Below are 17708 nucleotides of genomic sequence, written 5' to 3'. Positions count from 1 at the left end.
ATGATCATTCCGGCACGGCCTGCTTGGCCTTGGTCTCCACGTCCACCGGGGTGCGCTCCAGGGAGGCGTAGATTTTCCGCAGCTCCTCGACCCCTTGAATCGAATGGGGGAACGGGGAGGGGATCTTGCCCTTCTTGGCCAGATGCAGGGCCATGGCGGTCTCCTTCATGGAGCCGAGGATGCCCAGGGTACGCATCATCAGGGTGAATTCGTTGAGTTGCCCGGTCTTGACGATATCCTCGTGGAAGGCCAGGGCATGCTTGGCCGCCGCCGAGTCGCCGTACCCCTTGCCGAGCCCGCGGGTGCGCAGCTTGACGATGGCCTCCATCGGGGCCACCTCCTTGGGGCAGACATCCACGCACATGGTGCAGCGGGTACAGCTCCAGATGCCGTTCGGCTCGGAGAGCGCCTGCAACCGTTCGGTCTTCTTGCCCTCGCGGGGATCCGAGACGAATCGGAACGCCTTGGCCAGGGCGGCGGGGCCGATGTAGGCCGGATTGACCTCGGCCATGGTGCATTCGGAGTAGCAGCAGGCGCACATGATGCACTGGGTGACGTGGTTCACCTGGTCATAGGCGGTGCTGGTGACCTTGCCGGCCTTCTCCGGTCCCTCTTGCAGGTACGGCTTGATGCCGTGCACGCGGGCGAAGAAGGGACGGATGTCGATGGCCAGATCCCGGAGGATCGGCTGGTTTTTCTGCGGGGCGATTTCGACCACGCCATCCTTGGCGACGGCGCCGACATGCGTCTTGCAGGCAAGCCGGGTCCGTCCGGAGATCGAGATCGCACACGATCCGCAGATGGCGGACCGGCAGGATTGACGGAAAGTGAGACTGCCATCCTGTTGCCCCTTGATCACCTCGAGCAGGGTCAGGATGGTGGTGTTGGGTTCCGCCTCAACCGAATACTCCTGCCAGTGGGACTGAACCGCGCCCACCTGGCCAGGCATGTTGCGCTGAATGCGGAAGATGTAGACTTGTGCGCTCATGCTGCCTCCCTCTTATGCCCTTGGCGGGGCTGGATATCAATAGGTTCTCTCCTTTGGGGCATATTCGGGATTGCCCACCGTGCGCACTGCCTCGAAATCGAGACGAATGGTCTGGCCGGCTTCGTCCCAGAAGGCGAGGGTGTGCTTGCGCCAGTTGGCGTCGTCGCGGTTGGGGAAGTCGATGCGGAAGTGGGCTCCACGCGACTCTTCGCGGGCCAGGGCGCCTTTGACGATGCATTCGCCCAGGTCCAGCAGATTGCGCAGTTCGATGGCGCGCAACAGATCAACGTTGAAGATCGGCGACTTGTCGTCCAGGTGGATGCGCTCGTAATCCTGACGCCAGCCCGCGAACTTGCCGGCCAGCGTCGCGATGCCGTTCACCTCGCGATAGACGCCACACCAGGCGTTCATCGATTCGGCCATTTCGTGATGCAGCGCGGCGGGACGCACCCCCCGGTCCGGTCGGGACTTGAGTTCGCGCACCCGCTCCTCGACCTCGCCCAGGGCGTCGGCGGGGAAGTCGTGCAGCCTGGCGGTCTTGACGTACTTGCTGGCATGGGCGCCGGTGATCTTGCCGAAGACGATGGTGTCCAGAAGCGAGTTGCCACCCAGGCGGTTGGCGCCATGCACCGACACGCAGGCTGCCTCGCCGGCGGCGAAGAGTCCCGGCACCGGGGCCGCGCCGTATTTGTCGGTGCGGATGCCGCCCATGGAGTAGTGGACCGTGGGACGCACCGGGATCGGCGCGTCGATGGGATCCACCCCTTCCAGATCCATGGCCAGGATGCGGATCTGCGGCAGACGATCGATGATCTTGTCGCGACCCAGATGGCGCAGATCCAGAAAGATCGCGCCGTTTTCGCCGCGTCCCTCGAGGATTTCGGTCTGTTCGGCGCGCGACACCACGTCGCGGGAGGCCAGTTCCCACTTCTTGGGGGCATAGCGGCCCATGAACCGCTCGCCTTCGGCATTGATCAGATAGCCACCCTCGCCGCGCGCCCCTTCGGTGACCAGAATGCCCGAAGTGCGCAAGCCGGTGGGATGAAACTGCACGAACTCCATGTCTGCCAGCGGCGCGCCGGCCCGCATGGCGTAGGCCATGCCGTCACCGGTGTTGGTGGTGGCGTTCGTCGAGGAGAGGAACACCCGTCCATAGCCACCCGTGGCGAGCAACACCGCTTTTCCGCGCAGGGTGAAGAGTTCGCCGGTCTTGATGTCGTAGACCACCAGCCCTGCCACATGGCCGTCGGCGGAGAGCACCAGCTTGAAGACGTGGCACTCCTCGTAGACGTGGGTGCCGGAGTGGACCAGCCGCTCCCACAGGGTGTGCAGCAGCACCTGACCGGTCCGGTCGGCGGCGTAGCAGGTCCGGTCGAAGCTGGCTCCGCCGAAGGGACGCTGGGCGATGTCGCCGTTGTCGTTGCGCGAGAACGGGGTGCCCATCTGATCCATCTCGTGGATGATGATCGGCGCCTCCTCGCACATCAGATCGATGGCATCCTCGTCGCCGATGAAGTCCGACCCTTTCACGGTGTCGTAGGCATGCACCCGCCAGTCGTCGTTCGGGTTGATTGCGGCGTTGATGCCACCCTGGGCCGCGCAGGAGTGGCTGCGCAACGGATGGACCTTGGTCACCACCGCGACATCGATCCCGGCCTTGACCCCCTCCAGGGCGGCGCGCATTCCGGACAGCCCGGCACCAACGATGATCAGATCGTGGCTCTTCATATTCTCTCCCCAGTTATGTATGGACAACCATTCACTTGGTACGAATGGCGCGGAGCGGGATCATCCGGCGATCCGTCCGCCTGGATATCAGCCGTTGCCACCCGCCTTGGCGATCACCTGCTCGAAGGTGTCGTTCAGGGTGGGACGGAACTGCTGATAGAGCAGCCCCATGACCGGATTCTCCTGGTTTTGGGCCAGACGCATGGCGGCCATCAGATCGCCCGGATCGTGATCCTCGGGCATGTCGCGAACCTGCATGCCGAGATTGACGTAGGTCTTGCTGGTCTTGTCGAAGGTGACGCAGGGGCTCAGGATGTGCAGATAGGAAAAACCCCGGTGGGCGATCGCCTGGGTGATCATCTCCCGCAGATGGTCCGGATGACCGGCATAGGCCTGTCCGACCCAGCTGGCGCCATACGAGAGCAGCATCATGAGCGGATTCAGCGGACGCTCGGGATTCTCGAACGGAGAGGTGGAGGTTTTGAGTCCCACCGCCGAGGTCGGCGAGGTCTGGCCCTTGGTCAGACCGTAGATGCCGTTGTCGAACAACAGGTAGGTGATGTCCACGTTGCGCTTGGCCGCGTGGGAGATGTGACCGCCGCCAATGGCGAACCCGTCGCCGTCGCCGCCGACGCCGACCACGGTCAGGCGGTCGTTGGCGGTCTTGATTCCGGTGGCCACCGGCAGCACGCGACCATGGAGGGTGTGGAAACCGTAGAGGTTGACGAAGAACGGAAACCGCGAGGAGCAGCCGATCCCCGAAACCACCACCGCGTTGTCGCGGGGGATGCCCATTTCGTTGCAGGCGTGGGTCAATCCCTCGACGATGGCGAAGTAACCGCAGCCGGGACACCAGGTGGGCAGGGATTTGGAACGATACTCCAGACGTCCGCTCTCCTGGACCTCGCGCAGCTTGGCATCGACGAACACCGGCATCACGGGAATGGACATGTCACGTTCTCCAGACGTTTTATATTTCTTGAGAGGCTGTTTGGTGGTTCCATCCATGGAATCACCAAACGCGCACGGCTCGAAAAGGTTTCGTTCCGTGCTTGAACTGAATTGCATGATGGGGGGAGATCTCCCTCACCCCCGTACCATGGCCCCCCTTTCGGGAGTTCCACGGTAAATTGCCATGCAATTTGACGGGCCATCCCAGGCCCGTATCGGTGGTTTGGCGATTGCCAAGCCGCCTTTGAGATTTGTTGGGTGGTTCCATCCATGAAAACCACCCAACGGGTCCGGTCGAATGGATTCTTCCGGACTTTCCTTGAAAATTTTCCGATCCGGGTGGGCCATCCCTGGCCCGCGTCGGCTGCATGGCTTGCGCCAGACAGATTCAATGGCTACGAATGGTGGGCCATCCCTGGCCCGCTGGGCTGGCTGGATGGAACCAGGCAGTCTCCCACAGCGCATGGGTGGGGGGATCCCACACCATGCATCCGAAACAACGCGTCAGGCGCGTTCTTTCGGAATTGGATCGAAATCAAACCGCGCCGGCCAACCGTTTGATCTCGTTCACGATCAACTCCACCGGCATCGGCGAGCAGGGGACACGGGCCAGGCGCACCACCGGACGTCCGAGGGTGCCTTGCACCAGATGGGCGAACTGACCCTCGTAGTTGACCTCCGGCACCAGCACCACGTCGCAGTCGTCCATGAACGCGGAGACCGCCTTGACCGGGAAGGGGGAGAGCATCACCACCTTCAGGGCCGCGCAGGAGATCCCCTGTTCCTGGGCCATGAACATCGCCTCCAGACATTCGCCGAAGGTCGATCCCCAGGCCATCATCCCCACCTTCACCTTGCCGGAGGCGCCAAACCGCTTGGTCACGGCGAAATCCGGGTGCTCGAGGGCGGCCTGGAGCTTGTCGTGCCGCTTGCGACTCATCGCCCCGTGCATCTCTTCGCTGTCGTTGGGACGACCCAGTTCGTTGTGCTCGAGACCGGTGATCACATGCATGCAGTTGGCATCACCCGGCACCGCGCGGGGACTCACCCCGTCCGTGGTCAGGGCGTAGCGTTGATAGGCCTCGCCCTGTTCCAGGCGGCGCAACGGCTTGTTGGCGTTCAACACGAACGGCGGTCCTGAGGCGGCCAGGGTGACGGTTTCGTAGCGGTTGGAGAGGTAGAGATCCAACAGCACGATCACCGGGGTTTGGTAGCGCTCGGCCATCTCGAAGGCCTTGCCCGCGCAGCGATAACACCCCTCCACGTTGGTGGGGGCGATGACGATGCGTTGCGAATCCCCCGGACTGCCGTAGATGGCGGCGTTCAGATCCGACTGCTCGGTTTTGGTCGGCATGCCGGTCGAGGGGCCGCCGCGCTGCGACACGAAGACCACGCACGGGGTTTCGGTGATGGTCGCCAGACCCAGCATCTCCGCCATCAAGGCCAGACCTGGCCCGGAGGTCGCGGTGGCCGAACGGGATCCGGCATAGCCGGCGCCGATGGTGGCGGCCATGGCCGAGATTTCGTCCTCGGTCTGGAGCAGGCGACGTCCCTTTTTGGGCAGTTCGGTGGCCAGACGCTCCATGATGGTGGTGGCCGGCGTGATCGGATAGCCGAAAAAGGTTGACAGTTCCGCGTCCATGCACCCTTGCACCACGGCGGCGTTGCCTGAAAGCATGATCACCTTGCCGTTGGAGGCGGGCTTGTCGATCGGGCTCACGAAGGCGTCGTCGAGCTTGAAGGTGGAGACCCCGGCATCGTAACCGGCCTGGAACCCGGCCAGGTTGCGACCGACCACGGTGGGGCCCTGTTTGCCGAACTTCTTCTCGATGATCTTCTGAAAACTGGTCGGAGCCAGTCCCAGCAGTCCGGCCAGGATCCCCAACACCACCAGGTTGCGGGATCGGGCCCCGCCGGTGGCCTTCTGGGCCAGTTCGCGGATCGGAAATCCATACGGGATCTGACCGGGCAGCACATGGCCACTCATATGCTCACCCTCGCCGCACGGGGTGAGGGGCTGCGACTCGAAGATCAGACCGCCGAAATCCCGGACCTCGCCGGCATGCGGAATGGCGTGGCTGTCGTCGAGGGAAATGAGGATGTCCGACTGCTGCTTGAGCGAATAGGACTGCTCGGTGGTGATGCGCACGCGGGCGATGCACTTGCCGAAACCTCGGATCTCCGGGGGATAGACATCGAAACTGATGACCCGGTATCCGGCGGCGGCCACAGCATTGCGCAGAATGTCGCCGGCGGCGATGGTGCCGTCGCCCGCCGAGCCGCAGATGGCGATTTGGATGTCGGTGGCGTTCATGACCGTGCTCCCTTGGGGGCTTTGCTGGACGCTTTCATGGGCCGCGCGCTCAATCGCAGGACCAGAAGGGTGAGTCGATGTGACCTTGCGCGTCACGCCCGAGCGTCTCTTCCTGGGTGGTGGCGAATTGTTCATGGCCCCCCGTCATATTGATCGCGGCGACCGCGCCCATGGCGCGGACATTCTTGTAACCATAATAGAACCGGTAGGCGTGGTCCTCCTCGGACCAGATCTGGCAGACGTCCCCGGCGGCATAGATGTTCGGATCGCTGGTGAGGAGCGCGGTGTTGACCAGCAGGCCGCGCTCGATGTCGGTCCCGGACTTGAGCATGAACTCCACGACCGGGGTCAGTCCGTAGAACGGCATCACCACGTCGCCATGGACGCTGTTGCCCTGACGAAACACCACCCGTCGCGCCGGCAGACCCGGCATGCCCGGTTCCACCTTCACCACGCCCCCCTCGGCCTCGCCGTCGATGATCTCCAGTCCCATTTTCTCCAGGGAGACCAGGGCTTCGGCACGCTCTCCGGCGGTGATCTTGTGAGGCCAGAAGGTGGTTTCGTGGGTGATCAGGATCACCCGGCACTCGACGGACAACAGGGTGCGCGCCAGATCCAGACCGATCATGTCGCCGCCCAGCATCACCACGGTTCCCTTTTCCGGCAGGGCCTTGCGGGTGGCCAGGGCCGCCTCGTAGGTGCCGAAGTGGTGGAACATCCCACGGCAATCCACCAGTTCCTCCGGCAGATGGCCGCGTCCGCCGGTGGCGACCAGCAGGCAGTCGTAGGGGAGCGATTCGTTGTGGGCCAGTTTCACCAGCCGGCGCCGGGCGTCCACCGAGACCACCCGGCAGTCGCGCAATACCTGGATGCGGCGCTGGGTGTAGTGTTCCGGCGGATGGGTGAGGAATTCGCGCCAGCTCTTGTGCCCCTGAAACAGTTGCGGCAGCAGGTAGCGGTTGTAGAAGAGCAGACGGCTGTTGGTGACGATGGTTACCTGCCCCTCGGGATCGCGGTCGCGGAGCAGTTCGGCAGCCTGGATGCCGGCCACGCCGTTGCCGATGATGACGTAGCGGCGCGGAGCCGAGGCGGTAGAGAGCGGAGCGTTCATGGCATCATCCATCCACGGTGACGAAATGGTTGCGGGTTATGGAGATGCAGGACACGGGGCAGACCTTGAAACAGGCTCCGCACCGGATGCATTCGTTGTTGTCGATCCAGATGGCGGCGACGCGCTGCCATTCGCGGGTCTCTTGCAACGCGCCGTGGGTGCCGTCCGGACGGATCTCCACGTCCCGCACCAGCTTGATGCAGTTGCGCGGCGCCACTTCGATGCAGGCGCGGCAGTAGATGCAGCGATCGACGTTGATCTCATAGCGCAGATCGCAGAGATAGCAGCGTTTGGCCTCTTCCAGGGCCAGATCCTGGGTATAGCCGCATTCCACCTCGCGAACCAGTTGCTGGCGCTCGGGCAGGGGGATGGTCGGCATGTGCTGGCGCGGGATGAAATCGTGGGCCGGTTCGCGCAACGGGGCCGGAACCGGTTCCATGCTGACCACGCGGCGACGTTTGCGACCTACCAGCCAGGTGTCGAGCCGGTCGGCGATCTGGCGGGCATGGCCGATCGCCTCGATGGCGGTCGAGGCTCCGCGAACATAGTCGCCGGCGGCGAACAGACCTTGTACCGAGGTCATGCCATTCTCGGCCACCCGCACGTTGCCCCAGCGATCCAGTTCCACGCGCATGTCCAGAAAGTCGTTCACCGTCTTTTGGCCAATGGCGATGATCAAGGTGTCGCAGTTCTCGACGAACTCCGATCCCTCGATCGGGGTGGCCAGACGGCGACCGTTCTCGCGCCACCCGCCCAGGCGGTTCTGGATGAACTCCACCCCGATCAGGCGACCGTTCTCGTCGGTGCGCAGGGCCACAGGGGTGCGCAGACCCTTGATGCGGATCCCCTCGCGCTTGGTCTCGAACAGCTCCTCGCTGGTGACCGGGATGTACTCCTCGCTGGTGCGCAGGTGGATGGTGACCTCCTGTCCGCCGAGGCGCTTGGCCACGCGAGCGCAGTCGAGGGCCGTGAATCCCGCGCCCACCACCGCCACCCGGCGTCCGACCCGCTTGTTCTGGCCGCGATGCAGCTCCATCAGAAAGTCCAGGCCGTACTCGACATCCTGGCAGTGACGGGAGAGATCCTCTCCGTCCGGGATGCCGCGCAGAGGCAACAGGACCGGGGCCATGCAGCCTGTGGCCAGGAGAACGGCGTCGAAATCGGCCAGGAGGGTGGAGACGCGGGTCGCTCCCTTGCCGGAGCCGACGGTGACGCCGGATTTGAGTTGCACGCCGACGCGCAGGGCATTGTGCAGTTCGATGTCGAGCATGGTGCGCGGCAGGCGGAACTCCGGAATCCCGTAGCGCAGCATGCCGCCGGGCCGCTCCTCGCGCTCGAGGATGGTGACGTCGTGGCCGAGCAGGGCCAGATCGTGGGCCGCCGCGATGCCTGCCGGACCCGCGCCCACCACCGCCACCCGTTTGCCGGTCGGGGCGTAGAGTCGTTCGGTGATGCGGTGTCCGACATCTTTCATGTCGGCGGCGGAGCGCTTGAGATTGCAGATGCCGACCGGATCGCCGTTGCCGGACCAGCCGTGGCGGCAGGCCGACTCGCAAGGGCGCGAGCAAATCCGTCCCAGCACGCCAGGCAGGACGTTGGCCTCGCGATTGATCTCGTAGGCCAGACCATGCTTGCCTTCGGCGATGGCGCGGATGTAGGCCGGAACGTTGGTGCCTGCCGGACAGGCGCTTTGACAGGGGATGTTCTGTTTGACCCAGCCGGCATCACGGGGATCATCAGAATAGTGAATGACTCCACCTTGTGACGAGCCTTGGGAGGAATCGGTCTTTTGAGGACTAACGTGTTCGCCGCGCATGGTCAGCATCCAGGAACGAGAGACGAGGAGAGCGTTATCCGGCCTGCCGGACGAAGTGGGAGCCTAGCAGGGCGGGGAAAACAAAGTCAAGCGGAACTATGATGCGCCGCAAAAAATTTTTTTCTGTTCAGGGCGATCCGGGGACAGAAGGTTGAATCCCTTCCCGGCAGTCGCGTCAATAGAATGCAGAGGGTTTGGCAATAGTGCAAGAAAAATTTCGTTGCGACGCAATAAACTCCTTCAAATCGTTTATGGAGTCGTGTATCATCCATTTCTGACCGAGTGGATGGTTGCAGGGGGTGGCGTGATTCTACAACAAGCCAATATCAGGCCTTACTAATATTCGCTTTTATTGATATTAGACTCTCCTGATATAGATTCGGTTTCGATAATAGGATGGCAAGGGCAGGTTTTTAGATAAATAGAACTTATCAACCATTAAATATATTTTTCCTACTTTTAGTGTTATTTTTTTTCGCTCCTGGAGGAGGTTTTCCGTGACCGGGCATTCGCGAGCGTTATTCCCCTGGGAGGAGCCATGGCCGGAACAACCGGTCCAGAACGCGCCCTCCGGACCCGGCGGGTCTTGGCGTCGGGCCGTGGAACAAGGGACGATTCAGCGTGATCCTGTTCAGGAAGCGGTGCTGCCCTTGTTGGATCGTGTGGCCGAGGGGGTGCGTCGTCCGGTCCATCGCACCCTGTGGCGCGGGGTCGAGGTGTGGCGTGGCGTGGAGGGCGATCTTCCGGACGTGCGCGGGGTCTATCTGCATGGGGATGTGGGTCGCGGCAAATCCCTCTTGATGCAGTGGTTGTTCGACAGCGTGCCGATCGCCGAGAAACGGCGCGTCCATTTCCACCCCTTCATGGAAGAGCTGCACCATCGCCTGCACCACGCCAAGCCGCCGGGCGGCGTGGATCTGGTGCTGCATGTGGCCAGCCAGCTCTCCGGCGAGGCGCGTCTGCTCTGCTTCGACGAGTTCTACATCACCACCATCGCCGATGGGGTGTTGCTGGGTCGCCTTCTCTCCGCGTTGCACCACTGCGGGGTCACCCTGTGCGCCACCTCCAACTGGGCGCCGGACTACCTGTTTCAGGACGGCTTCAACCGTGCGAGCGTGTTGCCGTTCATCGATCGGCTCAAAAGCCGCATCCATGTCTGCGAGTTGGGCTCCGGCGTCGATTGGCGTCGCCGCGTCGCCGGGGCGCACAATGCCACCACGCTGGGCGCCGAGGAGCTGTTCACCCATCTGAGCGGTCATCACCCCGCCCCGACCAGCATCGAGTTGCGTCATGTGCGTGTCGCGGCCCAGGGAATCGAGAACGGCGTTTTCTGGTTCGGCTTCGAGGCGCTCTGCAACACCGCCCTCGGACGGGCTGAATACATGAATCTTTGCACCAGGGCGAAGACCGTGATCATCTCCGGAGTGCCCGAGCTGTCTCCGGACGATGCCGATGCCGCCATGCGCTTCGTGGTGCTGGTGGATCTGTTGTATGAACATCGCATCCCCTTGCGGGTGCGCGGACCTGTCGCGTTGGACGAAGCCTGTCCCGAGGGTCCGGCGGCTTTTGCCTGGCGACGGTCGGTGTCGCGCGTACACGAGTTGAGTCGTCTGGGAGAGGTTTGATCGCAAGATCCAGAGGGTGTGTTCTTTCGTTTCTGCCGTGAAACTCCCGTCAGGGAGGGGCGCGGTCGGGGGGTGAGGGGGTCCTCCCTCCATTCAATCCAGTTTGCACGGTTATTTGTATATAAAGCCCCACGTCAAGGAGAGATGAATGTCCAAGGATACCGTCACCATTCGCGACAACCGCAACAACCGCGAAGTCGAATTCCCGATTCTGCATGGAAGCGAGGGGCCCGCCGTCTTCGATATCACCCATCTCTACAGGGATCTGGGACTGTTCACCCTGGATCCGGGTTTCCGCTCCACCGCCTCGTGCAAAAGCGACATCACCTTCATCGATGGCGAGGAGGGGATTTTGTTGTATCGCGGCTATCCGGTGGAGCAACTGGTGGACCGTTGCGATCACCTGGAGGTCTGCTATCTGCTGCTGAACGGCGAGTTGCCCACCGATGCGGAGAACAAGGAGTTCCGCCGCATCGTCACCAACCACACCATGATGCACGAACAGCTCGCACAGATGTATCGGGGGTTCCGGCGCGATGCCCATCCCATGGCGATTCTCGTTGGGGTGGTGGGCGCTCTTTCGGCCTTCTATCACGACTCCATCGACATTCGCGATCCCCGTCACCGTCTGGTTTCGGCCTTCCGGATCATCGCCAAGATGCCGACCATCGCGGCGGCGGCCTACAAGTACTACATGGGCCAGCCGTTCATGTACCCGAAGAATGAGCTGACCTACGCCGAGAACTTCCTGCACATGATGTTCGCCACGCCGTGCGGGGAGTACAAGGTCTCCCCGGTCATGGCGCGCGCCATGGATCAGATCATGATCCTGCATGCCGACCACGAGCAGAACGCCTCGACCTCCACGGTGCGTCTGGCCGGTTCCTCCCAGGCCAACCCGTTCGCCGCCATCTCGGCGGGCGTGGGTTCGTTGTGGGGGCCGGCTCATGGCGGGGCCAACGAGGCGGTGCTCAAGATGTTGCGCGAGATCGGCAGTGTCGAGCGCATCCCCGAGTTCATCAAACGGGCCAAGGATCCCAACGATCCGTTCCGTTTGATGGGATTTGGCCATCGGGTCTACAAGAACTTCGATCCCCGCGCCCAGATTCTGCGCAAGACCGCCAAGGAGATTCTGGATGCGATGGGGTATGTTTATGATCCGTTGTTCCACATTGCCCTGGAACTCGAAAAGATCGCCCTCGAGGACGAGTATTTCGTGCGCAAGAAGCTCTATCCGAACGTGGACTTCTACTCCGGGGTGATTCTTTCGGCCATGGGGATCCCCACCAATATGTTCACGGTAATTTTCGCGGTGTCGCGAAGCATCGGCTGGATCGCCCAGTGGAACGAAATGATCGGTTCGGACGAGGGGATCGGTCGGCCCAGACAGCTCTATACCGGCCATGCGCGCCGGGATGTGCCGCCTTCGGGTCTGAAAGAGGATTGAGTCGCCAGGAGCGCGCCCGCTTGGGGTTTCCCCAAGGGCTTCTGAAAGCGGATTGAGTCGCCAAGGGAACACCCGTTAGGGGGGGGGTCCCTTGGTTGGGGCGGGGTGAGGGGGACTCCCCCCTGTCATGCGGTCAGCAGGTTCTTCGGGATCCCGGAGGGTGGTGAAACGTGTCGTTTGTTGGATGAAACGGAGTGTACCATGTTCATGACGGCTTTTCGCGGCATGGGTCCGGTCGATTGGCGATCTCTGGTGCGCGTGGGCGACGAGCACGCGTACCAGGATGCGTCGCCTCCTGGAGACTCCTTCCAAAAGCGCGCTCCCCGCGTTTTACCACCCCACCGGGATGATCAACGGTCTCGTCCTCACCAGACCGCACGCATGGTTTTTCTTCTGGTTGGCGTGCTCTTCATTCTCGCGGGCGCCGAACCCTGGTGGCAGGCGTACAAGGCAAGATCCTGGCCGGTCGTGGAGGGCAAGGTGGTGCAGTCGCGTCACCTTGCCCCCTCGGACGGCCCGCGAACGTTCTGGGGGGCTTGGCTGCATCGAACCCGCGTGGAATATGTGTATGTTTTCGACAAGCGTCTCTGGCGCTCCGGGCGGGTCGAATTCGGCGTTGGCGATCAGACGTTCGTGGCAGGTGATTTCGCCGACCGGATCGTGCGTCGCTATCCGGTGGATAAGCCTCTTCAGGTTCGGGTCGATCCGGCTCTTCCGCAAGAGTCGGTTCTGGAGACCACCCCTTCCGCGGGTGGCAGTCTGATTTTTTTGATGGTCGGCGTGATCTGTCTGGCCGTGCGTTATTTTCTTGGAATCAAGGGAGAGTCGTCAGTCGATACGTGATCGTTGGCCCGTATCAACCATGGAGGGGGGAACTCGATGGACAAGTGCAAACCGGTCATCCCGGAATCCGTTTCGAACACCCCCGTGCCACGGACTTCTCGTGGCGCGGGTGAAGGTCATTCTCGCCATGCTCATCACCGCCGACGCCGTGTGTCGGGTCGCGTGATGCTCTCCCGCATTCCCTTCCCATCCAGAGTCCATGCTGGTTCACAAGGATTGACGACGAGCCCGTTCCCTTCGGAGCGGCGCACGCGATCTCCTTTGAAATGATTTGGAATTTTCTTTTCAGGATCCTGTTAAGGAAAATTTAATATTTCTGTCTGCAAGCGATCTCCCGGAGGGGGTTTTATTGCAGCGCAACAGGGATTTTTCGAAGCATGGAAAGGAGTGATCGCGAATTAACTTTGACAAAATCTTGATCTTCCCTTATGTATAGCTTCCCGTGAGGGCGGGATACTCGTTTTGTAAACCGAACGAGGAAAATTCAAGGCGGTTCGCGTGGGAAGGCCTAGAATTCCCGGGGGACACAAAGGGTTTGATGCTGCATTGCACCATAATTGGAGCGAGAATTATGCTGCATTGCACCATGATCATCTTTCCATGATGGTACTGCCGGTTGTAAATCGAGGAATATCACTTCCAACAATGTCACCCGAGCAAAGCACGTTTCCAAGGAGTCCATGGTATGAGCAGTGACAAGATCTATTCCGTACCCCCTCAGGTTGCCTCCAAAGCATGGATCAATCGTGAGCAATACGATGCCATGTACGCCCGTTCCGTTCAGGATCCAGAAGGGTTCTGGGCCGAGCAGGCCGAGAAGACGATCCACTGGTTCAAGAAGTGGGATACGGTTCTCGACTACGATTTCAACAAGGCGCACATCCGCTGGTTCGAGGGGGCGCAGGTCAACGTCTCCTACAACTGTCTGGATCGCCATCTGGAGACCCGTGGCGATCAGACCGCGATCATCTGGGAAGGGGATGACCCGAACAACTCCAAAAGGATCACCTACCGTCAGCTGCATGAAGAGGTGTGTCGCTTCTCCAACGCCATGAAGGCGCGTGGCATCAAGAAGGGCGATCGCGTCTGCATCTACATGCCGATGATCCCCGAGGCGGCGGTGGCCATGCTGGCCTGCACCCGCATCGGCGCGGTTCACTCGGTGGTGTTCGGCGGTTTTTCGCCGGAGTCGTTGAAGGATCGCATCCAGGATGCCCAGAGCTGTGCGGTGATCACCGCCGACGAAGGTGTGCGCGGCGCCAAGAAGATCCCGTTGCGCGTCAACGTGGACGAGGCGATCAAGGTCTGCCCCTCCGTGCATACCGTCTTCACCGTGCGCCTGACCGGCACCCCGATGCCGATGGATCCGGCCCGTGACGTCTGGTATCACGATGTCGTGGCCGCCGCTTCTGCGGATTGCCCCGCCGAGCCGATGGATGCCGAGGATCCGCTCTTCATCCTCTACACCTCCGGCTCCACCGGCAAGCCCAAGGGCGTGCTGCACACCACCGGCGGCTACATCCTCTATGCCTCGATCACCCATCGCTATGTCTTCGACTATCACGACGGCGATGTCTACTGGTGCACCGCCGACGTGGGCTGGATCACCGGTCACAGCTACATCGTTTATGGTCCGCTCGCCAACGGCGCCACCACCCTGATCTTCGAAGGGATCCCCACCTATCCGGACGCCTCGCGTTTCTGGCAGGTGATCGACAAGCACCAGGTCAACATCTTCTACACCGCCCCGACCGCGTTGCGTTCGCTGATGGCTCAGGGCGACGATCTGGTCAAAAAGACCAGTCGCGCCTCGCTGCGTCTGCTCGGTTCGGTGGGCGAGCCGATCAATCCGGAAGCCTGGGAGTGGTATTATCATGTGGTGGGCGAGGGGCGCTGCCCGATCGTCGATACCTGGTGGCAGACCGAGACCGGCGGCATCATGATCACGCCGCTGCCGGGCGCCATCGCCACCAAGCCGGGTTCGGCCACCCTGCCGTTCTTTGGCATCCAGCCTGAGATCGTGGATGAGAAGGGCGTTCTGCAAGAGGGTCCGACCGCCGGCATCCTGACCATCGCCCATCCCTGGCCGGGCATGATGCGCACCGTCTACGGCGACCATCAGCGCTTCTTCAACACCTACTTCGCCGCCTATCCGGGCCGCTATTTCCCCGGCGACGGCTGCCGTCGCGACGAGGATGGCTACCACTGGATCACCGGACGCGTGGATGACATCATCATCGTCTCCGGTCACAACCTCGGCACCGCCGAGATCGAGTCCGCCCTCGTGCTGCACGAGAAGGTGGCCGAGGCCGCGGTGGTTGGTTATCCCCATGCGATCAAGGGTCAGGGCATCTATGCCTTCGTCACCCTGATGGTGGGCGAGACCCCGACCGATGCCCTGAAGAAGGAGTTGGGCGCGTTGGTGCGCAAGGAGATCGGTCCGATCGCCCACATCGACGTGCTCCAGTGGGCTCCCGGCCTGCCCAAGACCCGTTCCGGCAAGATCATGCGCCGCATCCTGCGCAAGATCGCCGCCAACGAGTTGGAAAACATGGGTGACACCACCACCCTGGCCGATCCGAGCGTGGTTCAGAAGCTCATCGACGAACGCATTCCGACCAATTGATCGGTTGCCTGAAGATCACCGGTCGGTCGGCTGGCGACCGACCGGTATCTGCCCATCGGGTGGCGCGAACCCGGTATGCGTCGGTGGAGGCGCCGTTTGGGCTTCCTTCATCGACGTTCCCAGATTAAACAGGCTAAGCTTTTGGCGCGGGAACCGCACCACGCACGCGGATAACGAGGGGAGCCTTGAGCAGGTCAATCACTCGAACAGGAGACTGCCCATGAGTACAGATGCTGAACGACAGCTCATCCAAAGAATTCATACCAATCCCAAGTATCAGGAGTTGAAGGCCAAGCGTTCCAAGTTCTCGTGGACCTTGAGCATCATGATGTTCTTCATCTACTACGCCTTCATCATGATCGTGGCCTTCGCACCGAAATTCCTCGGCACGAAGATCATGGCTGGAAGCGTCATTTCGATCGGCATTCCGATCGGAGTGGGGGTCATCGTCTCGGCTTTCGTGTTGACCGGCATCTATGTGGCCCGGGCCAACACCGAGTTCGATGAACTGAATCGTCAGATCAAGGAGGAGACGAAATGAAGCAATTGACGGCTCTCGCATCCGGCCTAGTCGCCGGATCCTGGACCTCGCTCCTCTGGGCTGCCGACGCGCCCAAGCCGGCGGGCAACCTGAACATCACCGCCATCATCATGTTCTTCATCTTCGTGGCCGTGACCCTGGGCATCACCTACTGGGCCGCCGCGCGCACCAAATCCACGAAGGACTTCTACGCCGCCGGTGGCGGCATCACCGGTTTCCAGAACGGTCTGGCCATCGCCGGCGACTACATGTCGGCAGCCTCGTTCCTGGGAATCTCCTCCATGGTGTTCGCCAAGGGCTACGACGGACTCATCTACTCGGTGGGTTGGCTGGTGGGTTGGCCCATCATCCTGTTCCTGATGGCCGAGCAGCTGCGTAACCTGGGCCGCTACACCTTCGCGGACATCGTTTCCTTCCGTCTGTCTCAGGTGCCGGTGCGCACCATGTCCGCCCTGGGCACGATCTGCACCGTCATTCTCTACCTCATCGCGCAGATGGTGGGCGCGGGTCAGCTGATCCGTACCCTCTTCGGTCTTCCGTATGAGTTCGCGGTGGTGGTCGTTGGCGTGTTGATGATCCTTTATGTGGCCTTCGGCGGCATGATCGCCACCACCTGGGTGCAGATCATCAAGGCCGTGCTGCTGCTCTCCGGCGCCACCTTCATCGCCCTGGGCGCCCTGAATCACGCGGGCTTCAACCTGGAGTACTTCTTAAGCACCGCCCAGGAGGGTATCAAGGCGAGCATTCTGGCCGACCACAAGAAGATCGTGGCGACAGGACAGGATCTCTTCGCCCCAGGCGCATTGATCACCGATCCACTCTCGGCCATCTCCCTGGGTCTGGCCCTGATGTTCGGTACCGCGGGTCTGCCCCACATCCTGATGCGCTTCTTCACCGTTTCCAACGCCAAGGAGGCCCGCAAGTCGGTCTTCTACGCCACCGGCTTCATCGGTTACTTCTACATCCTCACCTTCATCATCGGCTTCGGCGCGGTGCTGCTGGTGGCCCCGGAAGCCCGTTACATCGACGCGGTGAAGGGAACCCTGATGGGCGGCAACAACATGGCGGCCATCCATCTGGCCCATGCCACCGGTGGTGACCTGTTCCTGGGCTTCATCTCCGCCGTGGCCTTCGCCACCATCCTCGCGGTGGTGTCGGGTCTGACCCTGGCGGGCGCTTCTGCGGTTTCTCACGACATCTACGCCAGCGCCATGAAAAAGGGCAACGTGGATGAGCGGACCGAGATGCGCATCTCCAAGATCGCCGCTCTGGTGATCGGCGTCATCGCCATCTACCTGGGGATCCAGTTCGAGAAGCAGAACGTGGCCTTCATGGTGGGTCTGGCCTTCGCCATCGCCGCCTCGGCCAACTTCCCGATCCTGATCCTGTCGGTCTACTGGAAAAACCTCACCACCCGTGGCGCCGTCCTCGGTGGTGCGATGGGGTTGATCTCCACCATCACCATGGTGGTGCTCTCCAAGACCGTCTGGGTGGATGTGTTCGGCAACAAGGAGGCTTTGTTCCCGTACAAGGATCCGGCCATCTTCTCGATGTCCCTGGCGTTCCTGGGATGCTGGATCGGTTCCAAGCTCGACAACAGCGCCCAGGCGCAGCTTGAGCGGTCCCGTTACGATGCCCAGAACGTGCGCTGCGAAACCGGCATCGGCGCCTCCGGAGCTTCCGCTCACTGATGCCTGAAAAAATCCGATCCGGGAGCG

12 protein-coding genes are annotated in these 17708 nt (G+C 61.8%); 6 read left to right on the top strand and 6 right to left on the bottom strand.

Going from position 1 to position 17708, the window contains the following annotated elements:
- Window positions 1-4: 4 nt before the first annotated feature.
- The 6 genes from ACOY6C_RS09810 to ACOY6C_RS09785 all read right to left on the bottom strand — a co-directional run bounded on the left by ACOY6C_RS09810 (window position 5) and on the right by ACOY6C_RS09785 (window position 8908).
- Entirely contained in the window at window positions 5-988 is a 984-nt protein-coding gene (locus tag ACOY6C_RS09810; protein ID WP_420905291.1) for a succinate dehydrogenase/fumarate reductase iron-sulfur subunit, read from the bottom strand.
- Between the two features lie 36 nt (window positions 989-1024).
- Window positions 1025-2716: an FAD-binding protein gene (locus ACOY6C_RS09805; protein ID WP_420905290.1), complete on the bottom strand. Its 1692-nt coding sequence runs from the start codon at window positions 2714-2716 to the stop codon at window positions 1025-1027.
- A gap of 87 nt (window positions 2717-2803) precedes the next feature.
- A complete protein-coding gene (locus ACOY6C_RS09800; protein ID WP_420905289.1) occupies window positions 2804-3667 on the bottom strand; it encodes a thiamine pyrophosphate-dependent enzyme in 864 nt (287 codons plus the stop codon).
- Window positions 3668-4202: 535 nt separating this feature from the next.
- Window positions 4203-5981, bottom strand: a complete 1779-nt coding sequence (locus ACOY6C_RS09795) for a 2-oxoacid:acceptor oxidoreductase subunit alpha (protein WP_420905288.1) — start codon at window positions 5979-5981, stop codon at window positions 4203-4205.
- A 49-nt stretch (window positions 5982-6030) separates the two neighbouring features.
- Window positions 6031-7092: an NAD(P)/FAD-dependent oxidoreductase gene (locus ACOY6C_RS09790; RefSeq protein WP_420905287.1), complete on the bottom strand. Its 1062-nt coding sequence runs from the start codon at window positions 7090-7092 to the stop codon at window positions 6031-6033.
- A gap of 4 nt (window positions 7093-7096) precedes the next feature.
- Window positions 7097-8908, bottom strand: coding sequence for an FAD-dependent oxidoreductase (locus tag ACOY6C_RS09785; RefSeq protein ID WP_420905286.1), 1812 nt, complete (start codon window positions 8906-8908; stop codon window positions 7097-7099).
- A gap of 599 nt (window positions 8909-9507) precedes the next feature.
- Between ACOY6C_RS09785 and zapE the strand changes: the two genes are divergently transcribed.
- The 6 genes from zapE (at window position 9508) to ACOY6C_RS09755 (ending at window position 17681) form a co-directional block, all read left to right on the top strand.
- Complete coding sequence (gene zapE, locus ACOY6C_RS09780) at window positions 9508-10533, top strand: cell division protein ZapE (protein ID WP_420905285.1); 1026 nt, start codon at window positions 9508-9510, stop codon at window positions 10531-10533.
- A gap of 148 nt (window positions 10534-10681) precedes the next feature.
- A complete protein-coding gene (gene gltA, locus ACOY6C_RS09775) occupies window positions 10682-11980 on the top strand; it encodes a citrate synthase (RefSeq protein ID WP_420905284.1) in 1299 nt (432 codons plus the stop codon).
- A gap of 381 nt (window positions 11981-12361) precedes the next feature.
- Window positions 12362-12823 carry a DUF3592 domain-containing protein gene (locus ACOY6C_RS09770; protein WP_420905283.1) on the top strand — a complete coding sequence of 154 codons (462 nt, stop codon included), beginning with the start codon at window positions 12362-12364 and terminating at the stop codon, window positions 12821-12823.
- A gap of 685 nt (window positions 12824-13508) precedes the next feature.
- Entirely contained in the window at window positions 13509-15449 is a 1941-nt protein-coding gene (gene acs / locus ACOY6C_RS09765; RefSeq protein WP_420905282.1) for an acetate--CoA ligase, read from the top strand.
- Window positions 15450-15669: 220 nt separating this feature from the next.
- The gene (locus ACOY6C_RS09760) at window positions 15670-15990 is read left to right on the top strand and encodes a DUF485 domain-containing protein (protein WP_420905281.1); all 321 of its coding nucleotides are present in this window, start codon (window positions 15670-15672) and stop codon (window positions 15988-15990) included.
- Window positions 15987-17681, top strand: coding sequence for a cation acetate symporter (locus ACOY6C_RS09755; protein ID WP_420905280.1), 1695 nt, complete (start codon window positions 15987-15989; stop codon window positions 17679-17681). The genes ACOY6C_RS09760 and ACOY6C_RS09755 overlap by 4 nt, the downstream gene beginning before the upstream one ends.
- Window positions 17682-17708: the final 27 nt, after the last annotated feature.

The organism is Candidatus Magnetaquiglobus chichijimensis (assembly GCF_045865675.1).
Lineage (GTDB): Bacteria > Pseudomonadota > Magnetococcia > Magnetococcales > Magnetaquicoccaceae > Magnetaquiglobus > Magnetaquiglobus chichijimensis.
The sequence above is the reverse complement of the archived record's forward strand: the minus strand, read 5'-3'. Positions and strand labels throughout refer to the sequence as shown.

Excerpts from the sequence above, each read along its gene's own strand:
- ACOY6C_RS09810 (WP_420905291.1), bottom strand. The coding sequence starts at position 988 with ATGAGCGCACAAGTCTACATCTTCCGCATTCAGCGCAACATGCCTGGC.
- ACOY6C_RS09805 (WP_420905290.1), bottom strand. The coding sequence starts at position 2,716 with ATGAAGAGCCACGATCTGATCATCGTTGGTGCCGGGCTGTCCGGAATG.
- ACOY6C_RS09800 (WP_420905289.1), bottom strand. The coding sequence starts at position 3,667 with ATGTCCATTCCCGTGATGCCGGTGTTCGTCGATGCCAAGCTGCGCGAG.
- ACOY6C_RS09795 (WP_420905288.1), bottom strand. The coding sequence starts at position 5,981 with ATGAACGCCACCGACATCCAAATCGCCATCTGCGGCTCGGCGGGCGAC.
- ACOY6C_RS09790 (WP_420905287.1), bottom strand. The coding sequence starts at position 7,092 with ATGAACGCTCCGCTCTCTACCGCCTCGGCTCCGCGCCGCTACGTCATC.
- ACOY6C_RS09785 (WP_420905286.1), bottom strand. The coding sequence starts at position 8,908 with ATGCGCGGCGAACACGTTAGTCCTCAAAAGACCGATTCCTCCCAAGGC.
- gltA (WP_420905284.1), top strand. The coding sequence starts at position 10,682 with ATGTCCAAGGATACCGTCACCATTCGCGACAACCGCAACAACCGCGAA.
- ACOY6C_RS09770 (WP_420905283.1), top strand. The coding sequence starts at position 12,362 with ATGGTTTTTCTTCTGGTTGGCGTGCTCTTCATTCTCGCGGGCGCCGAA.
- acs (WP_420905282.1), top strand. The coding sequence starts at position 13,509 with ATGAGCAGTGACAAGATCTATTCCGTACCCCCTCAGGTTGCCTCCAAA.
- ACOY6C_RS09760 (WP_420905281.1), top strand. The coding sequence starts at position 15,670 with ATGAGTACAGATGCTGAACGACAGCTCATCCAAAGAATTCATACCAAT.
- ACOY6C_RS09755 (WP_420905280.1), top strand. The coding sequence starts at position 15,987 with ATGAAGCAATTGACGGCTCTCGCATCCGGCCTAGTCGCCGGATCCTGG.